Here is a 15,856-nt window from a genome sequence, read left to right as displayed (position 1 = left end):
GTATTTGAAATCATATTATACCACAATATATTGTGTATTAGTTGCTTTACATACACAATATATTGTGTATTAAGATTCTAAAACAACGGATAGTAAAACTTTAAAAGTATTCCAAAATAGGGTAATTTTTATAAAAAAAGAAACTTAAAACACCTGGATAAGTGTAAAAGATGTTACAAAGAATAAAAGAAAATGTTAAAAACATGAAATTGACGGTTTGGAATAAGTATGGTAAATTAGAAGACGCGAGGTTGAGGAGGTCATTGAAAAATAGATAGCAGCTCTGCGGATAAGAAGGACGAGCCCGAGATAGAGATGGAGGGTTTGATCCTGGCTCAGGGTGAACGCTGGCGGCGTGCCTTACACATGCAAGTCGAGCGAAGCTGCTAACTGGAGTCCTTCGGGGTGAAGGTTAGTAGACTGAGCGGCGGACGGGTGAGTAACGCGTAGGTGACCTACCCTTCAGAGGGGGATAACTGTGGGAAACTGCAGCTAATACCCCATACGTTCGCTAGGGAGAGGTACTAGCGAAGAAAGGGGCGTAAAGCTCTGCTGAGGGATGGGCCTGCGTTCCATCAGGTAGTTGGTGAGGTAAAGGCTCACCAAGCCTACGACGGATAGCCGGTCTGAGAGGATGGCCGGCCACAAGGGCACTGAGACACGGGTCCTACTCCTACGGGAGGCAGCAGTGGGGGATATTGGACAATGGGCGGAAGCCTGATCCAGCGACGCCGCGTGCGGGAAGGAGCCCTTCGGGGTGTAAACCGCTGTGGTGGGAGACGAATAAGGTAAGGAGTGGAAAGTCTTACCGATGACGGTATCCCACTAGGAAGCCCCGGCTAACTACGTGCCAGCAGCCGCGGTAATACGTAGGGGGCGAGCGTTACCCGGATTTACTGGGCGTAAAGGGGGCGTAGGCGGTCGTGGAAGTCCGGTGTGAAAAGCCACGGCTCAACTGTGGAACTGCGCTGGAAACCACGCGACTTGAGGGCGGTAGAGGGAGACGGAACTGCTGGTGTAGGGGTGAAATCCGTAGATATCAGCAGGAACGCCGGTGGGGAAGCCGGTCTCCTGGGCCGTACCTGACGCTGAGGCCCGAAAGCTAGGGGAGCGAACCGGATTAGATACCCGGGTAGTCCTAGCCGTAAACGATGCCCACTAGGTGTGGGGGAGTGATTCCTCCGTGCTGAAGCGAACGCGATAAGTGGGCCGCCTGGGGAGTATGCCCGCAAGGGTGAAACTCAAAGGAATTGACGGGACCCCGCACAAGCGGTGGAGCGTGTGGTTTAATTGGACGCTAAGCCAAGAACCTTACCAGGGCTTGACATGCTGGTGGTACTGACCCGAAAGGGGAGGGACTCTCGCCGAGAGGTGAGGGAGCCGGCACAGGTGGTGCACGGTCGTCGTCAGCTCGTGCCGTGAGGTGTTGGGTTAAGTCCCGCAACGAGCGCAACCCCTGCCCTTAGTTGCCAGCGGTTAGGCCGGGGACTCTAAGGGGACTGCCGGCGACGAGCCGGAGGAAGGAGGGGATGACGTCAGATACTCGTGCCCCTTATGCTCTGGGCGACACACGCGCTACAATGGGTGGGACAGCGGGATGCGAGCCAGTGATGGTGAGCGAAACCCTGAAACCCACTCGCAGTACGGATTGCAGGCTGAAACTCGCCTGCATGAAGTCGGAATCGCTAGTAATCGCGGATCAGCCACGCCGCGGTGAATACGTTCCCGGGGTTTGTACACACCGCCCGTCACGCCACCCGAGTTGGCAGCGCCCGAAGGTGGTTACTCCAACCTGAGAAGGAGGGGGGCTACTGAGGGCGAGGCTGGCGAGGGGGGCGAAGTCGTAACAAGGTAGGTGTACCGGAAGGTGCGCCTGGATCACCTCCTTTCTAAGGAGAGTAAGCGGAGCTGCTATCTATTTTTGAGTGGCATGGTCATTGAAAAATGCATAGGGGAAGTAGAGGTGAAGGTGATAAGGGCGCGCAGTGGATGCCTAGGCGGCAGGAGGCGAAGAAGGGCGTGGCAAGCTGCGAAAAGCCTGGGGGAGCTGCAAGCGAGCGTAGATCCCGGGATACCCGAATGGGGCAACCTGTGTAGCTGGTGAGGCTACACACCCGAGAGGGGGCGAACCGGGGGAAGTGAAACATCTCAGTACCCCGAGGAGGAGAAATCAAACGAGATTCCCTGAGTAGAGGCGATCGAAAGGGGAGGAGCCTAAACCGGCGAGGGATCGTCGGGGTAGTGGGACAAGTCCGGGCGTGAGCCGGGGAGTAAAAAATTCTTACTCTAGCCGAAAGGTCTGGGAAGGCCTACCGGAGAGGGTGAAAGTCCCGTAGGCGAAAGGGTAAGGACTCTCTGGGGCTTGATCCCGAGTACCACGGGGCACGAGGAATCCCGTGGGAATCAGGGGGGACCACCCTCCAAGGCTAAATACTCCCTGCCGACCGATAGAGGATCCAGTACCGTGAGGGAAAGGTGAAAAGCACCCCGGAAGGGGAGTGAAAGAGACCTGAAACTGCGTGCCTACAAGAAGTCGGAGCTCCGTATAGGGGTGACGGCGTGCCTTTTGATTAATGAGCCTGGGAGTTGTCGTACCTGGCGAGGTTAAGCCGGTAGAGGTGGAGCCGTAGCGAAAGCGAGTCTGAATAGGGCGAGGAGTCAGGTGCGGCAGGCCCGAAGCCGGGTGAGCTACCCATGGCCAGGGTGAAGGTAGGGTAAAACCTACTGGAGGCCCGGACCGGTGGATTGTGAGACATCCTCGGATGAGCTGTGGGTAGGAGTGAAAAGCTAACCGAACCTGGTGATAGCTGGTTCTCCCCGAAATGCATTTAGGTGCAGCCTCAAGAGGTCTGTGCAGGAGGTAGGGCGCTGATAGGGCTAGGGGGGTGACCTCCAACCCCTGTCAAACTACGAATGCCTGCACACAAATCTTGGGAGTGAGCCTGTGGGGGATAAGCTCCACAGACGAGAGGGGAACAACCCAGACCGACGGCTAAGGGCCCGGAGAGATGGCTAAGTGTGGAAGGAAGTTGTGCGTCCCAGACAACCGGGATGTTGGCTTAGAAGCAGCCATCATTAAAAGAGTGCGTAACAGCTCACCGGTCGAGACGCACAGCGCCGAAAATGTACCGGGGCTGAAGCCATCCCCCGAAGCCGCGGATCAGCGTATATGCTGGTGGTAGGGGAGCGTTCCGCGATAGGGAGAAGGTGGACTTGAGAGAGCCACTGGACGAGGCGGAAGAGAGAATCCAGGCATGAGTAAACGAGAGGAGAGTGAGAATCTCTCCCCCCGGAAGCCTAAGGGTACCTGGGGAAGGTTCGTCCGCCCAGGGTTAGTCGGGGCCTAAGGTGAACCCGAGAGGGGTAGCCGATGGGGAACCGGTTAATATTCCGGTACCACCTGCATACTGATAGGTAGCGGGGGGACGCAGGAGGGTAAGTTCCGAGGTCAAGTGGCAAGGCCTTCCAAGCGGTTAGGCGTAGAGGGCAGTAGGGAAATCCGCTGTCTGAGCTGAGCCGTGAAGGGGAGGACCGTATGGTCCGACGGGGCTGATCCCACACTGCCGAGAAAAGCCTCGCTAACTGGTATGCGGGTGCCCGTTCCGCAAACCGACACAGGTAGGCGGGCTGAGAAAGCTAAGGGGAGCGGGATAACCCTTGCCAAGGAACTCGGCAAATTGACCCCGTAACTTAGGGAGAAGGGGTGCCGCGGTAGGTTGAACCCAGGGGAAGGGGAGACCTGGAAACTGGGGGAGGCCGAGGCGGTTGCAGAGGCAAGGCCCTGGCGACTGTTTACCAAAAACACAGGTCTCTGCGAACTCGTAAGAGGAAGTATAGGGACTGACGCCTGCCCAGTGCCGGAAGGTTAAGGGGAGGGGTGAGAGCCCCGAACCGAAGCCCCGGTAAACGGCGGCCGTAACTATAACGGTCCTAAGGTAGCGAAATTCCTTGTCGGGTAAGTTCCGACCTGCATGAATGGCGTAACGACTGGGGCACTGTCTCGGCAGGGGGCCCGGTGAAATTTCAATCTGGGTGAAGATGCCCAGTACCCGCAGCTAGACGGAAAGACCCCGTGGAGCTTTACTGCAGCCTGGTATTGGGCTTTGGTGCACTGTGTACAGGATAGGTGGGAGGCGAAGAACCCGGCTCGCCAGGGTCGGGGGAGCCGCTGGTGGGATACCACCCTCGGTGTACTGGAGTTCTAACCTGCGTTTGTGAAGAGCAAGCGAGGGACAGTGCCAGGTGGGTAGTTTGACTGGGGCGGTCGCCTCCGAAAGGGTAACGGAGGCGCGCGAAGCTCGGCTCAGGTGGGTTGGAAATCCACCGTAGAGTGCAAGGGCATAAGCTGGGCTGACTGCGAGACCGACGGGTCGAGCAGAGGGGAAACCCGGTCCTAGTGACCCGGCGACTCCGAGTGGAAGGGTCGTCGATCAACGGACAAAAGTTACCCCGGGGATAACAGGCTAGTCTTGCCCGAGAGTTCACATCGACGGCAAGGATCGGCACCTCGATGTCGGCTCATCCCATCCTGGGGCTGAAGCAGGTCCCAAGGGTTAGGCTGTTCGCCTATTAAAGGGGTACGTGAGCTGGGTTCAGACCGTCGTGAGACAGGTCGGTCCCTATCTGCTGCGGGCGTAGGAGGTTTGAGGGGGCTCGCCCATTGTACGAGAGGACCTGGGTGAGGGAGCCACTGGTGTACCGGCTGTTCTGCCAAGGGCATACGCCGGGTAGCTACGCTCCTAAGTGATAACCGCTGAAAGCATCTAAGCGGGAAACACGCCCCAAGATGAGACCTCCCATCCTGTAAAAGGAGTAAGGCCGGTTCGAGAAGAGGACCTAGATAGGCTGGTGGTGGAAGCGCAGTAATGCGTGGAGCCAACCGGTACTAATCGGCCGAGGCCTTCACCTCTACGTGAACCCTATGCATTTTTGAGTGACCAAAGGTTTCCCGGGTGACGATACCAAGGCGGGAACCACCCGGTTCCATCCCGAACCCGGCCGTTAAGCCGCCTTGGGCCGATGGTAGTAAGGGGTACGCCCCTTGCGAGAGTAGGTATCGCCCGGGTTTATTTTTTTTTCGCAGGCTTTCGCCTGCTTTTTTTTTTTATTGTATGGGTAGTAAAAAAAATCTTCCACTTTTCAATTTATTTAATACTTTCCAATGCTTTCCAAATTATTTTTGCTTAATTCCTTGAAATAGCAGTGTGGTTATAGTAATATGAAATTTACTTTTTTCAATTTTCCATTCTTTTTGGAATGATTCCATTATTTTATACGGTAATGGAAAAATTTTGATAAAAAAGTAATAGGTGAATTTTTTTTATAGGAGGAGTTTGTTGTGAAAAAGATTTCAGTGATTTTTATTTTGTTTTTTTCTGTTATGTTTTTGGGAAATTGGCAGGATAAGGTGTTGTATTTTATAATGATTGATAGGTTTAATGATGGAAACGTTTCTAACAATGATCAAGGTATGAACGAGTATAATCCGTATAATGGTGCAAAGTACAGTGGAGGTGACTTGGAAGGAATATTACAAAAGATTGATTATATAAAAGGTATGGGAGTAGATGGAATTTGGATTACGCCTCCTGTAGCCAATCAATGGTGGGATCCCTGGGTACACTATGGAGGATATCATGGTTATTGGGCTCGTGATTTTACAAAAGTTGATGAACACTTTGGAAATTTAGAGATTTATAAAAAATTATCGAAAGAATTGCATAAAAATGGGATGGTGTTAATTCAGGATATTGTCGTGAATCATGTGGGAAATTATTTTAGATTTAAAAATGGAAAATTTGAAATTAATACTAAAAGTGTCCCAACAAATGCCCCAACGCAATATCCTTTTAATCTGAATAATTATGATATTTCTGACGTAAGAAAGAAGTCTATTTATCATTGGACACCTGATATAAATAATTTTGCAGATCCAAATCAAAGGCTTAATTATCAACTTTCAGGACTTGATGATTTAAACACAGAGAATCTTGAAGTACGAAAAACTTTAAAAGAATCGTATAAATATTGGATTAAACAGGTTGGAGTTGATGGATTCAGGGCTGATACTGCTATGTATGTTCCAAAAGATTTTTGGAAAGATTTCTTTTTGAGCAAAGATGGAATTTATTCGCAGAAGGATAATTTCATATCTTTTGGGGAAGTTTGGTTAACTTCAAAACCATTTGATGACTCTGCTGAAAAAGAAATCGAGACGTATTTTGAAGCAGGATTTAACGCAATGCTTGATTTCCCACTAAATGAGGAAATAAAGAGGGTTATAAAGGGAGGACAACCAACAAAATATCTTGCTTATAGAATAGAACGTCGTAATAAAACGTTGGAAAAAGGATTGTTAGTTACATTTATTGACAATCATGATATGGAGCGGTTTGCTAAAGGTACTACACCAATAGTCACAAAATTGGCACTTGCATTTTTGATGACATTACCTGGAATGCCAGTCATATACTATGGAACTGAGCAATATTTTGAAGAGACAAGAACTTCAATGTTTGAAAAAGGTTGGGGTTCAAAAAATAAGAATCATTTTAATCCAGAAAGTGATATGTACAAATTTATTTCTCAAATTATAAGTTTTAGAAAGTCTTATACGGCGACAAGGTATGGTAAAGTTAAAGTTCTTTCGTTTGAAGAAAGTGGTGCGGGGATTTTGGCATATTTGTTAAAAGATGACAAAGAAGAGCTTGTTGTTATATTAAACACATCAAATGATACAAAGATTACGAAAATAAAAACTAGTTTAAGTGAGGGAACGGTTTTAGTTCCAGTATTTAATTTAAATGGAAAAACAACGAAGCTTATTACGAAAAAAGATGGAGAGTTTGTTGTAACCATTCCGGGAAGGAGTATAACGGTATATAAGATATCAGATGAAAAAAGAGTGATAAAAAAGAGTAATCTTTTTGTTAAGACTAATTTAAAAGATGGGATGATTATAAAAGATAAGTTTACTATAAAGGGGAGAACAAATGCAAAGTATGTTTATATTTATATAGATAGAAAGTACGATAATAAAATAAAATTAAATGTGAAAAACAACCAGTTTACTTATGTTGTAGATCCACTACGCTTTGATCCAGGAAAACATACTTTACTAATAAAAGCTCGAGGAAGTTCGATGAAAGATGTAATTTATACGGAGGAAACAAATTTTCTTGTTGAACTTGAAGTGAAAGATTTGGCATTTTCTATAGATCCCAAAGGTGATGATAATGGTCCAAATGGCACTTATGTTTACCCAACTGATCCTACTTTTAAACGGCAAATGGATATTCTTGCCGTAAAGGTACAGTCAATAGGGCAAACGTTGGTAATAAGTATAAAGCCAAAAGAAATAACAAAAAGTTGGAATCCAATAAATGGATTTGATCACGTAACGTATCAAATATTTCTCGATGATCCAAGCAAAGTAGGAACTACATATTTGCCATTTCAAAATTATAAAATCAAAGATTGGGATTACGAAATATTCGTAACCGGGTGGTCTTCTGCGTTGTATTCTTCTAAAGGTGCAAATAAAAACAAATTTGGTATGCAAATAGGTTCACCAGAAGTAATTGTAGATGATGGTTGGATAAAAATAATAGTAAAAGGTGATAATCTTGGAAATCCTAAAAGTTACTCTGGATGGAAGATATACTTGACAAATTGGGACTATGACGGTATATCATCAAGATTTAGGCCTATCGAGCCTGAACCAAAGGCATATATCTTTGGTGGAGGAAATGAAAACGCAGCGTATATAATGGATGATTTGTGGATAGAAATCCGTAAATAAAACTTAATTATTCTTTGTAATATGTTTTAGTGGGTTCCTTGTTCGTTAAGGAGCCCACTATTTTATTTTGTTTTAATTGTACTATTTGGTATAATATAATAAAATATTTCGTTTTACGAACTAAATAATGGGGGAGGGGGTATGATGGAGTTTTTGACAGTTGGATTGCCTGAGGATATTTTAAAAGAAGAATATTCTGGTAATTTTGGAAGGGCTTTGGTCTTGATTGAGAAAAAACTTAAATATGAACTTCCAGAATTATTGCAGTTGCGTTTACTGTACGAAAAAGAACGTATAAATAGATTGCTTATTGATTATCCATATACTATGAAAGAGGCAGTTGAGATTGCCAAAAATAAAATAGCAGGTTTTACCAATATAGAATTTGAAAAATTATTTTATGAAGGAATGTTAGATTATATATACATCAACGGTGAATATCGTTTTGAAAGCAGATTTGTTGAAAATTTAGGTTTTTCCTACAAGCATTATAAGGATAGGATAGTTCAAGAAGATAGTGTTAAAAAATCTAAAAAATTACTAGATGAGCGATTAACAGCATTAATCAATGGTGATATGCCAAAAACATACAAAGTACATGCTCGAATTACTTTATATCCTGATTATAGTAAAATTTTAGGAGAGACTATAAAAGTGTGGCTTCCTGTTCCCAAGAAGGAGTTCCAAATAAAAAATGTAAAAATAATAGATGTAAGTCATGAAAATTTCGTATTATATCCTAAAGGGATTTTTCAAAATACTATATATTTTGAAGATGATGTTGCCAATAAAAGTGATTTTTATGTCGAATTTGAATATGAAGTACATGAGTGGATTAATAAAGTAGAGTTAGATAAAGTGGAGCAAAATTTGCCAAGAGAATTAGAAAAGTACATACTTGAGAAACCACCACATATTTTGTTCACTCCTTATTTAAAATCACTTGTTTATCAAATAATTGATAAAGAACCAAATCCATATTTAAAAGCAAAATTGATATATGATTGGATAACTACACATGTGAGTTATTCGTATGTTAAACCTTATGGAACATACGAAACAATTCCTCAGTTTGTTGCAACAAATTTGAAGGGAGATTGTGGGTTTCAAGCTTTATTGTTTATAACTATGTGTCGAATAGTGGGGATACCTACAAGATGGCAATCAGGTTGGTATATAAATAAGTATTTTGCGTCTCCACATGATTGGGCTTTGTTTTATGTACAACCATATGGTTGGTTACCAGCTGATCTTTCATTTGGCGGAGCTAGAAGAGAAGAAGACAAAAAACGGGAATTTTATTTTGGTAATCTTGACGGATTTAGAATGGTTGCAAACACCGAATTTATGGAACAATTTTATCCAAATAAAAATTTTTGGCGTTCTGATCCATACGATAATCAGGTTGGAGAAGTGGAAACTGAGATTGAAAATGTATATTATGATAAATTTAAATATTCAATAGAAGTACTTAATTTTGTGGAGGTGGAATAATGAGTAAAATTGTTGATGTAAAGTTTGAATTGAAAACTTATAAATATTACAAACCATTTCACATTACCGGCAGTGTTTCAGATAGTTCAACTAACATAGAAGTTGTGGTTATAACAGATATAGGTATTAAAGGATATGGAGAAATATCTCCATCTTTTAGAGTAAATGGAGAAAAGGTGGAAGGTTTGTATAAACTTGAAGCGGCAATAAAAGAAAGTATTGTCAACATGGATGTAAAAGAATATAGAAGAATTTTTGATGTTCTTGATAAATTCTTTGCAACTCCGAGTGTAAAGGCAGGGGTGCAATATGCCGTTCTTGACGCATTTTCTGAAGAAATAAATACTCCTGTATATTATTTATTGGGTGGTATGAAACGTGAAATCGAAACGGATAAAACTGTAGGTATAGATACTATTGAAAATATGGTGAAAGAGGCCAAAGAAATTTTTAGTGAAGGTTTTAAAAATATAAAGATTAAAGTAGGTGAAGATTTACGTAAGGATATAGAAACAGTTGAAGAAATTGCCCGTAATACCAAGGGGGCTAAATACATTGTGGATGCCAATATGGGATATACTCCAAAACAAGCTGTTGAGTTTGTAAGAGTTCTTTATAAAAAAGGTGTAGATATTTCGGTTTTTGAGCAACCTGTTGTGGCAAGTGATATAGATGGATTAAAGTATGTGAGGTTTAATTCTCCATATCCAGTTGCAGCTGATGAGAGTGCCAAAAGTAAGTACGATGTTTACAGACTAATAAGGGAAGAAGCAGTTGATTTTGTAAATATAAAGTTAATGAAATCTGGATTATCAGATGCTTTGGCAATAGTTGAAATGGTTAAAACAGCAGATCTCAAGCTTATGATAGGTTGCATGGGCGAATCAAGTCTTGGGATAAACCAAAGTGTAAATTTCGCACTTGGTACAGGTGCATTTGTTTTTCACGATCTTGATTCTCATTTGATGCTTAAAGAAAATAAATTTCGAGGAAAATTTAAACAAAATGGTTCTAAAATCACTATATTGTAACTAAAGTTACAGACTGGAGTATATAATAAAAAAAGAGGTAGATAATATGAACAACAAGTATTCTTATAGAAATAACAAACCTGTATTGGATAAAGAAGGAATTATTGGGACGAGATTTTTTGAAAATAAAAAGATCCAGATAGTCCATATAAGTATTGCCCCTTTTTATGAATTAAAAGCGCATAGATCAGATGTAGATGCGTTGCTTTATGTTTTGTCTGGAACAGTTGAAGTAGAAATAGGAAATGAGGTTTTAAAGTTAGAAAAAGATGAGTTGGTTGAATTTCCAAAAGATGTGCTTCATAGTGTAAAAAACATAGGAGAAAAAGAAGCAAAAGTTTTAGTTATGAAAATTCTTGGATAAAAAATAGTAATGTGCAAAAAAATTATTGTTTAGAAAAATTCAAGTTTCCTTCTAATCTATAAAGTTTTATCTTAATATATAATTGTGTGGGAGGGGGATTTTATTTTAGTCTCTGCCAAGAAGATTAATGTTAACTTTTCAAACTCTCCACATGTTTTTTACATTTATTAATATTTACGTAATTTTCTTGCCGTTTCAAACTTCCGGGATCACTACTTTATCGTATCTTGTGTATTAAGTTCTAAATGATACGTAAAGGTTTCTTCTTTCCACACTTACTTTACCTACTTTCTTTAGATGATACCAGTAAAAGCATGATTTAAAATAAAATTATGTCTAAAAAACTAGGGAGAAAGATATTTATCTTGACAAGAATTATCAAGGTAAAATAATTGAGGGTTATGACTCAGTGTTTCAAGAAAGTTGAAAGTTTTAAAGCTGTAAAATCAAGTCAAATGTTAGGTGACATTATTCGAAACACGGCGGATACTCTTTCACTTATAGTATCTGGGTATTTTGTTTTAATTGGAAAGTTGAGTTTTGGAGGATTTGTAGCGATAATAAACACATTCTGGAGAGTGATTTTATCTTTTTGGAATTGTTCAAGCTATTCCAGAATTTCACAGATGCTCACAAATACTTGAAAGAATAAAAAATTTATTAAATACTGAGAAGAAAGAATATTTTGAGTGGGATAATAGAGTAATTTTAAAAAACGTGAAACTTTCTTATGATGAAAATAAAGTAATAGAAATAGATAATTTGGAAATAACCCCTAAGAGTAAGGTATTAATATTTAGAGAAAATGGGGCGGAAAAGACAATTCTTTTAAATATAATCTCTGGATATTTGTCACTAGATAATTGGACATCCGAAAAATCCTATAAAATAACTATTCTTTCACGTGATTGGCATTCCTCTTCAATTTTTCAAATATATTCTAAGGTAACTCTAAGATAAATATAAGGATTTGTTAAGGAAAAGTATGTAGTATAGAAATTGTAGAAAACACATTAGGAGGTGGGATTATGTTTAAAAAGATTAGTGTAATTTTGTTAACTGTTTTAGTATTGGCGGCAAGTGCATTTGCGGTAAGACCATGGAATAACTATGTACAGACAGCCCCAAGGAATCAGGTAGAACCGCTTTATAGGAATTTACCAGAAGGTGCAACGGTTTCTGAAATAAGTATATCAGGCATAGTAAAGGAAATTGAGTTAATACCGGGTGAAGGGATAAAAGTAGTTGTAGAAGCAGAAGGAAAAGAATATGAAGTACATACAGGACCAATTAGATTATACGAAGGATTAAAAGAGGGAATAAATATAGAAATTATTGGCAGAAAGGTAGAATTAGGAGATAATACATATATAGTAGTATACAAAGCAGTAATAGAAGGAAAAGAAATAGTTATAAGAGAAAATGGCTTTCCAGTATTCACAAGAAAAGGAGGGGAAGTTAGCAGAGGAAATGCTTATTCAAAAATGGGAAGAAAAAATGTAAGAGGAAGAAATATAAACAATTCAAGAAATAATGTAAGAACACATGTGCACGGTCGTAGAAAATGATAAATATTTAGTTGTGTAAAATACAAACAAGGCTCCAATATATCATTGGAGCCTTGTATTATTTTGAAAATTTAATTAAAGTGTGTAGTGTTTTAAATTTTGTGTAAACACCAAGATATATTAAAAATCGCACATGGTTTTTCATCTAATTAAACTAATAGAAATAGTATAAGGGCTTGTTTAAAAATTTTTTCTTGTCATCCTGAGCATGTAGTGCGAAGGATCTTAGATTCTTCGCTCCTTGTTTCTCAGAATGACAAAAAATGAGAAAAGTTTATACCTTTTCCTTTCTATTTTTGAAGCAGACTCATAATATCATTAGTTTTCTTATTTTAAATTAGTGTGTTAATTACTTGTTTATTGAATAATTTTCAGCTTCATGGGTAATTTTGTCTACCGATGCTTTAACCTTTTCTATAGTTGCTGATACTTCTTCTATAGAAGCACTAACTGTATTTAAAAGTTTTTTTATTGTTAAATTCAAATGTTAGTTTGTCAGAAATGTTCTGTGTTATATCTTTTATTAATTCTACTCCTTTATGTATACGTATTTTTTGTTCATTTTTAACCATCTAAATAGAATTAAAAATTCAAATATCAAAAAATTTTAACAAAGAAGTGTTAAAAGATTAGGTATAGTTTTTTAATCTTGATCAAATATCCAAATTTATAGATAAATAGTTGTTAAGATGGCTAAGAATAAATTTTTGAGAGTTTTCTTATGTTTTCTCATTTGACTTTGATAAGCATTTTTTGATAAAAATATGTTGAAAACGTTTTCGAAAACGTTTTCTAAAGGAGGTAAAGGATGAAAAAAACAGGAATATTTAATTCTGAAATAGCTAGGATAATAGCGAGTTTAGGACACAAAGATATGATTGCAATTGTTGATATGGGATTTCCTATTCCTCGCAATGTCGAAAAGATAGACTTAGTTCTTGATTATGGAAAACCTACGTTTGAAGAAGTTTTAGATGTTGTGTTAAAGGAATTGAAAGTGGAAAAAATAATAATTGCCGAAGAATCTTCTAAATCCCTCGAGGAGGTTTGTAGACAAAAACTTTCTTTTGCACATATTGAAAAGGTTACACATGATGAATTGAAAAATATAAGTAGTAAAGTGGTAGCGGTTATAAGAACGGGCGATGTAACTCCTTATAACAACGCGATATTGGTTTCTGGGGTGATATTTTAAATGAAAAAAATATTAGAATTAAAAAATGTTATTAAGACATTTCCTGGAGTTGTTGCGTTAAATAATGTAAATTTTGATCTTTATCAAGGAGAAGTTCACGCTTTATTGGGCGAAAACGGCGCCGGGAAAAGCACGCTAATTAAGATAATCAGTGGAGTTTATAAGCCTGATTCGGGTGATATTTTTCTTGATGGAGAGAAAATAAATTTTTCCAGCCCTACTGAAGCTATCAAAAAGGGAATAGCTACTATCCACCAAGAATTGAATTTGTTTGAAGAATTGAGTGTAGCAGAAAATGTATTTGTTGGTAGGGTTGATAAATTTATTTTTTCTAGATCTAAAATGGTTAAGGTTGTAGATGAATTATTGAAAAAGCTAAAGTTTCCTATTAGAGCAAATGAAAAGGTGAAAAATTTGAATACTTCTGAAAAACAACTAGTTTCTATAGCTAAAGCGTTATCATTAAATGCGAAAATAATAATAATGGATGAACCTACTGCAACGATTACGGACCATGAAACAAAAAGACTTTTTGAGATAATAAAAGATTTAAAAAGAAAAAACATATCGATTATTTTTATTTCACATAGGCTTGAAGAGGTTTTTGAAATAGCTGACAGGGTAACTGTTTTGAGAGATGGAAACTATATAAATTCAATAAGTATAAAAGAAGTGTCAAGAGAAGATTTGATTAAAATGATGGTAGGTAGGAATATAGAGGAAATGTATCCAAAATTTAATGTAATAACAGGTAAGGAGTTATTTAGAATAGAAAAATTACAAGTCAAAGATTATGTAGAAAATGTTACTTTTAATGTAAATAAAGGAGAAATATTTGGCATTGCTGGTTTGGTTGGTTCAGGAAAACTTGAGATTGCTTTAGGAATATATGGATATTTACGATCTAACTGGGATAAGTTGGTATTAGATGGGCGCACATATTTACCAGGAAAAGATATGCTTAAACATGGTATAGCACTTGTTCCAGAAGATAGGAAAAAAATGGGATTAGTTTTGGATATGGATGTTGTGAAGAATATAGTCTTACCAAATGTTGATGAGATATCTAAATTTGGAAAAATATCGTGGAAAAGGGCAAGGGATATGGTAGCTAGCGAAGTGAAGAAATATTCAATAAAAATTTCTTCTATTAAACAAAAGGTAAAAACACTATCAGGAGGAAATCAACAAAAGGTTGTTCTTTCAAAAGTTTTAAGAAAAAAGCCAAAGATTGTTTTTTTAGTTGAACCAACGAGGGGAATTGATGTTGGAGCAAAAGTAGAGGTTTATAATATTATAAACAAATTGGCTAATGATGGGGTAGGTGTAGTTTTTATTTCCTCTGAACTTCCTGAAATAGTAAGTTTATGTGATAGAGTATTGGTAATGCACAGAGGACGTTCAATGGGAATTTTGGAAAAGGGTGAAATTACTCAGGAAAGCATATTAAAATTGGCAACAGGAGTTGATATTAAATGAGGCAAAAAGTTTTTTTGAAAAAACTTAAAGAGTATCCGGCAATCGTAGGTTTTTTTGGAATAGTGATATTATTCTCGTTATTAAGTGACAGATTTTTGACGGTTTCTAATTTTATTAATGTATTTAGACAAGTTTCTATCCAAGCAATTATTGCGTTTGGTATGACTTTAGTAATCATATCAGGTGGTATTGATTTGTCTGTGGGATCTGTTTTGGCATTTTCTGCCGTTGTAATGGCTTCGGTAGTGAAAAATGGTTCGGTATTTTTGGGAATTTTGGTTGCGTTATTTGTTGGAGCTTTGCTGGGAGCTATAAATGGGTTCATTATTGCCAAAGGGAAGATTCAACCATTTATTGTTACATTGGCTACCATGGCTATTGCAAGATCATTAACGCTAGTTTATTCTCAGGGAATGCCTATAACAGGTTTTCCGCGGGCTTTTAGAATAATAGGGAGGGGAGATGTTTTAGAAATTCCTGTCCCAATAATTATAATGTTTGCAGTGTTTGGGATTATTTATTATATATCAAAATATACAAAATTGGGACTTTACACTTATGCGATTGGTGGAAATGAAACCGCTGCAAAATTAAGTGGTGTAAAGGTGGATAAGTATAAAATTATCATATATACGATTAGTGGAGTTTTGGCGGCGGTAAGTGCCATTATTTTGACTTCAAGATTAAACAGTGCGCAGCCAACGTTTGGAACGGGATATGAATTAGATGCGATAGCAGCTGTTGTACTTGGTGGGGCTAGTTTAGCTGGAGGGAAAGGAACGATTGTAGGAACATTATTCGGGGCATTAATTATGGGAATTCTTAATAATGGGTTGAATTTGCTTAACGTCTCTCCGTTTTATCAACAAGGAGTAAAAGGAGTTGTTATTCTCATTGCTGTGTTGCTTGAGAGAGAAAATTGAG

11 protein-coding genes and 3 rRNA genes are annotated in these 15,856 nt (G+C 39.4%); 13 read left to right on the top strand and 1 reads right to left on the bottom strand.

All coding sequences use genetic code 11. From position 1 onward, the window contains the following. The first annotated feature begins 312 nt into the window (after nt 1-312). From Y592_RS03580 to Y592_RS03535, 10 genes are all read left to right on the top strand, one after another. Nucleotides 313-1,889 (top strand): 16S ribosomal RNA (locus Y592_RS03580). Between the two features lie 73 nt (nt 1,890-1,962). Continuing rightward, a 23S ribosomal RNA gene (locus Y592_RS03575) occupies nt 1,963-4,909 on the top strand. Between the two features lie 39 nt (nt 4,910-4,948). After that, a 5S ribosomal RNA gene (gene rrf, locus Y592_RS03570) occupies nt 4,949-5,065 on the top strand. The 16S, 23S and 5S rRNA genes sit together here, the layout of an rRNA operon. Before the next feature lie 273 nt (nt 5,066-5,338). After that, entirely contained in the window at nt 5,339-7,801 is a 2,463-nt protein-coding gene (locus tag Y592_RS03565; RefSeq protein ID WP_075665670.1) for an alpha-amylase family glycosyl hydrolase, read from the top strand. A gap of 141 nt (nt 7,802-7,942) precedes the next feature. Continuing rightward, a complete protein-coding gene (locus Y592_RS03560) occupies nt 7,943-9,295 on the top strand; it encodes a transglutaminase-like domain-containing protein (protein WP_232218216.1) in 1,353 nt (450 codons plus the stop codon). Continuing rightward, entirely contained in the window at nt 9,295-10,326 is a 1,032-nt protein-coding gene (locus Y592_RS03555; protein ID WP_075665668.1) for an L-Ala-D/L-Glu epimerase, read from the top strand. The genes Y592_RS03560 and Y592_RS03555 overlap by 1 nt, the downstream gene beginning before the upstream one ends. 46 nt (nt 10,327-10,372) lie before the next feature. After that, a complete protein-coding gene (locus Y592_RS03550; RefSeq protein WP_075665667.1) occupies nt 10,373-10,690 on the top strand; it encodes a cupin domain-containing protein in 318 nt (105 codons plus the stop codon). Nucleotides 10,691-11,091: 401 nt separating this feature from the next. Next, nucleotides 11,092-11,334, top strand: a complete 243-nt coding sequence (locus Y592_RS03545; protein ID WP_075665666.1) for a hypothetical protein — start codon at nt 11,092-11,094, stop codon at nt 11,332-11,334. Between the two features lie 73 nt (nt 11,335-11,407). Then, the gene (locus Y592_RS03540; protein WP_075665665.1) at nt 11,408-11,650 is read left to right on the top strand and encodes a hypothetical protein; all 243 of its coding nucleotides are present in this window, start codon (nt 11,408-11,410) and stop codon (nt 11,648-11,650) included. Between the two features lie 68 nt (nt 11,651-11,718). Next, a complete protein-coding gene (locus tag Y592_RS03535; RefSeq protein WP_075665664.1) occupies nt 11,719-12,258 on the top strand; it encodes a hypothetical protein in 540 nt (179 codons plus the stop codon). Nucleotides 12,259-12,607: 349 nt separating this feature from the next. On the opposite strand, the gene Y592_RS09310 is transcribed toward Y592_RS03535, so the two are convergent. Then, complete coding sequence (locus Y592_RS09310) at nt 12,608-12,742, bottom strand: hypothetical protein (protein ID WP_255362952.1); 135 nt, start codon at nt 12,740-12,742, stop codon at nt 12,608-12,610. Between the two features lie 324 nt (nt 12,743-13,066). Between Y592_RS09310 and rbsD the strand changes: the two genes are divergently transcribed. The 3 genes from rbsD to Y592_RS03520 are packed head-to-tail and all read left to right on the top strand — an operon-like array spanning nt 13,067 to nt 15,855. Further along, nucleotides 13,067-13,453, top strand: a complete 387-nt coding sequence (gene rbsD / locus Y592_RS03530; RefSeq protein ID WP_075665663.1) for a D-ribose pyranase — start codon at nt 13,067-13,069, stop codon at nt 13,451-13,453. Beyond that, nucleotides 13,454-14,932, top strand: coding sequence for a sugar ABC transporter ATP-binding protein (locus Y592_RS03525; protein WP_075665662.1), 1,479 nt, complete (start codon nt 13,454-13,456; stop codon nt 14,930-14,932). Beyond that, entirely contained in the window at nt 14,929-15,855 is a 927-nt protein-coding gene (locus tag Y592_RS03520; RefSeq protein ID WP_075665661.1) for an ABC transporter permease, read from the top strand. Before Y592_RS03525 ends, Y592_RS03520 begins: the two co-directional genes overlap by 4 nt. Nucleotide 15,856 lies beyond the last annotated feature (1 nt).

Origin of the sequence: Thermosipho sp. 1070 (assembly GCF_001682135.1) — a bacterium.
Lineage (GTDB): Bacteria > Thermotogota > Thermotogae > Thermotogales > Fervidobacteriaceae > Thermosipho > Thermosipho affectus.
The sequence above is the reverse complement of the archived record's forward strand: the minus strand, read 5'-3'. Positions and strand labels throughout refer to the sequence as shown.

Excerpts from the sequence above, each read along its gene's own strand:
- Y592_RS03560 (WP_232218216.1), top strand. The coding sequence starts at position 7,943 with ATGATGGAGTTTTTGACAGTTGGATTGCCTGAGGATATTTTAAAAGAA.
- Y592_RS03555 (WP_075665668.1), top strand. The coding sequence starts at position 9,295 with ATGAGTAAAATTGTTGATGTAAAGTTTGAATTGAAAACTTATAAATAT.
- Y592_RS03550 (WP_075665667.1), top strand. The coding sequence starts at position 10,373 with ATGAACAACAAGTATTCTTATAGAAATAACAAACCTGTATTGGATAAA.
- Y592_RS03545 (WP_075665666.1), top strand. The coding sequence starts at position 11,092 with ATGACTCAGTGTTTCAAGAAAGTTGAAAGTTTTAAAGCTGTAAAATCA.
- Y592_RS03535 (WP_075665664.1), top strand. The coding sequence starts at position 11,719 with ATGTTTAAAAAGATTAGTGTAATTTTGTTAACTGTTTTAGTATTGGCG.
- rbsD (WP_075665663.1), top strand. The coding sequence starts at position 13,067 with ATGAAAAAAACAGGAATATTTAATTCTGAAATAGCTAGGATAATAGCG.
- Y592_RS03525 (WP_075665662.1), top strand. The coding sequence starts at position 13,454 with ATGAAAAAAATATTAGAATTAAAAAATGTTATTAAGACATTTCCTGGA.
- Y592_RS03520 (WP_075665661.1), top strand. The coding sequence starts at position 14,929 with ATGAGGCAAAAAGTTTTTTTGAAAAAACTTAAAGAGTATCCGGCAATC.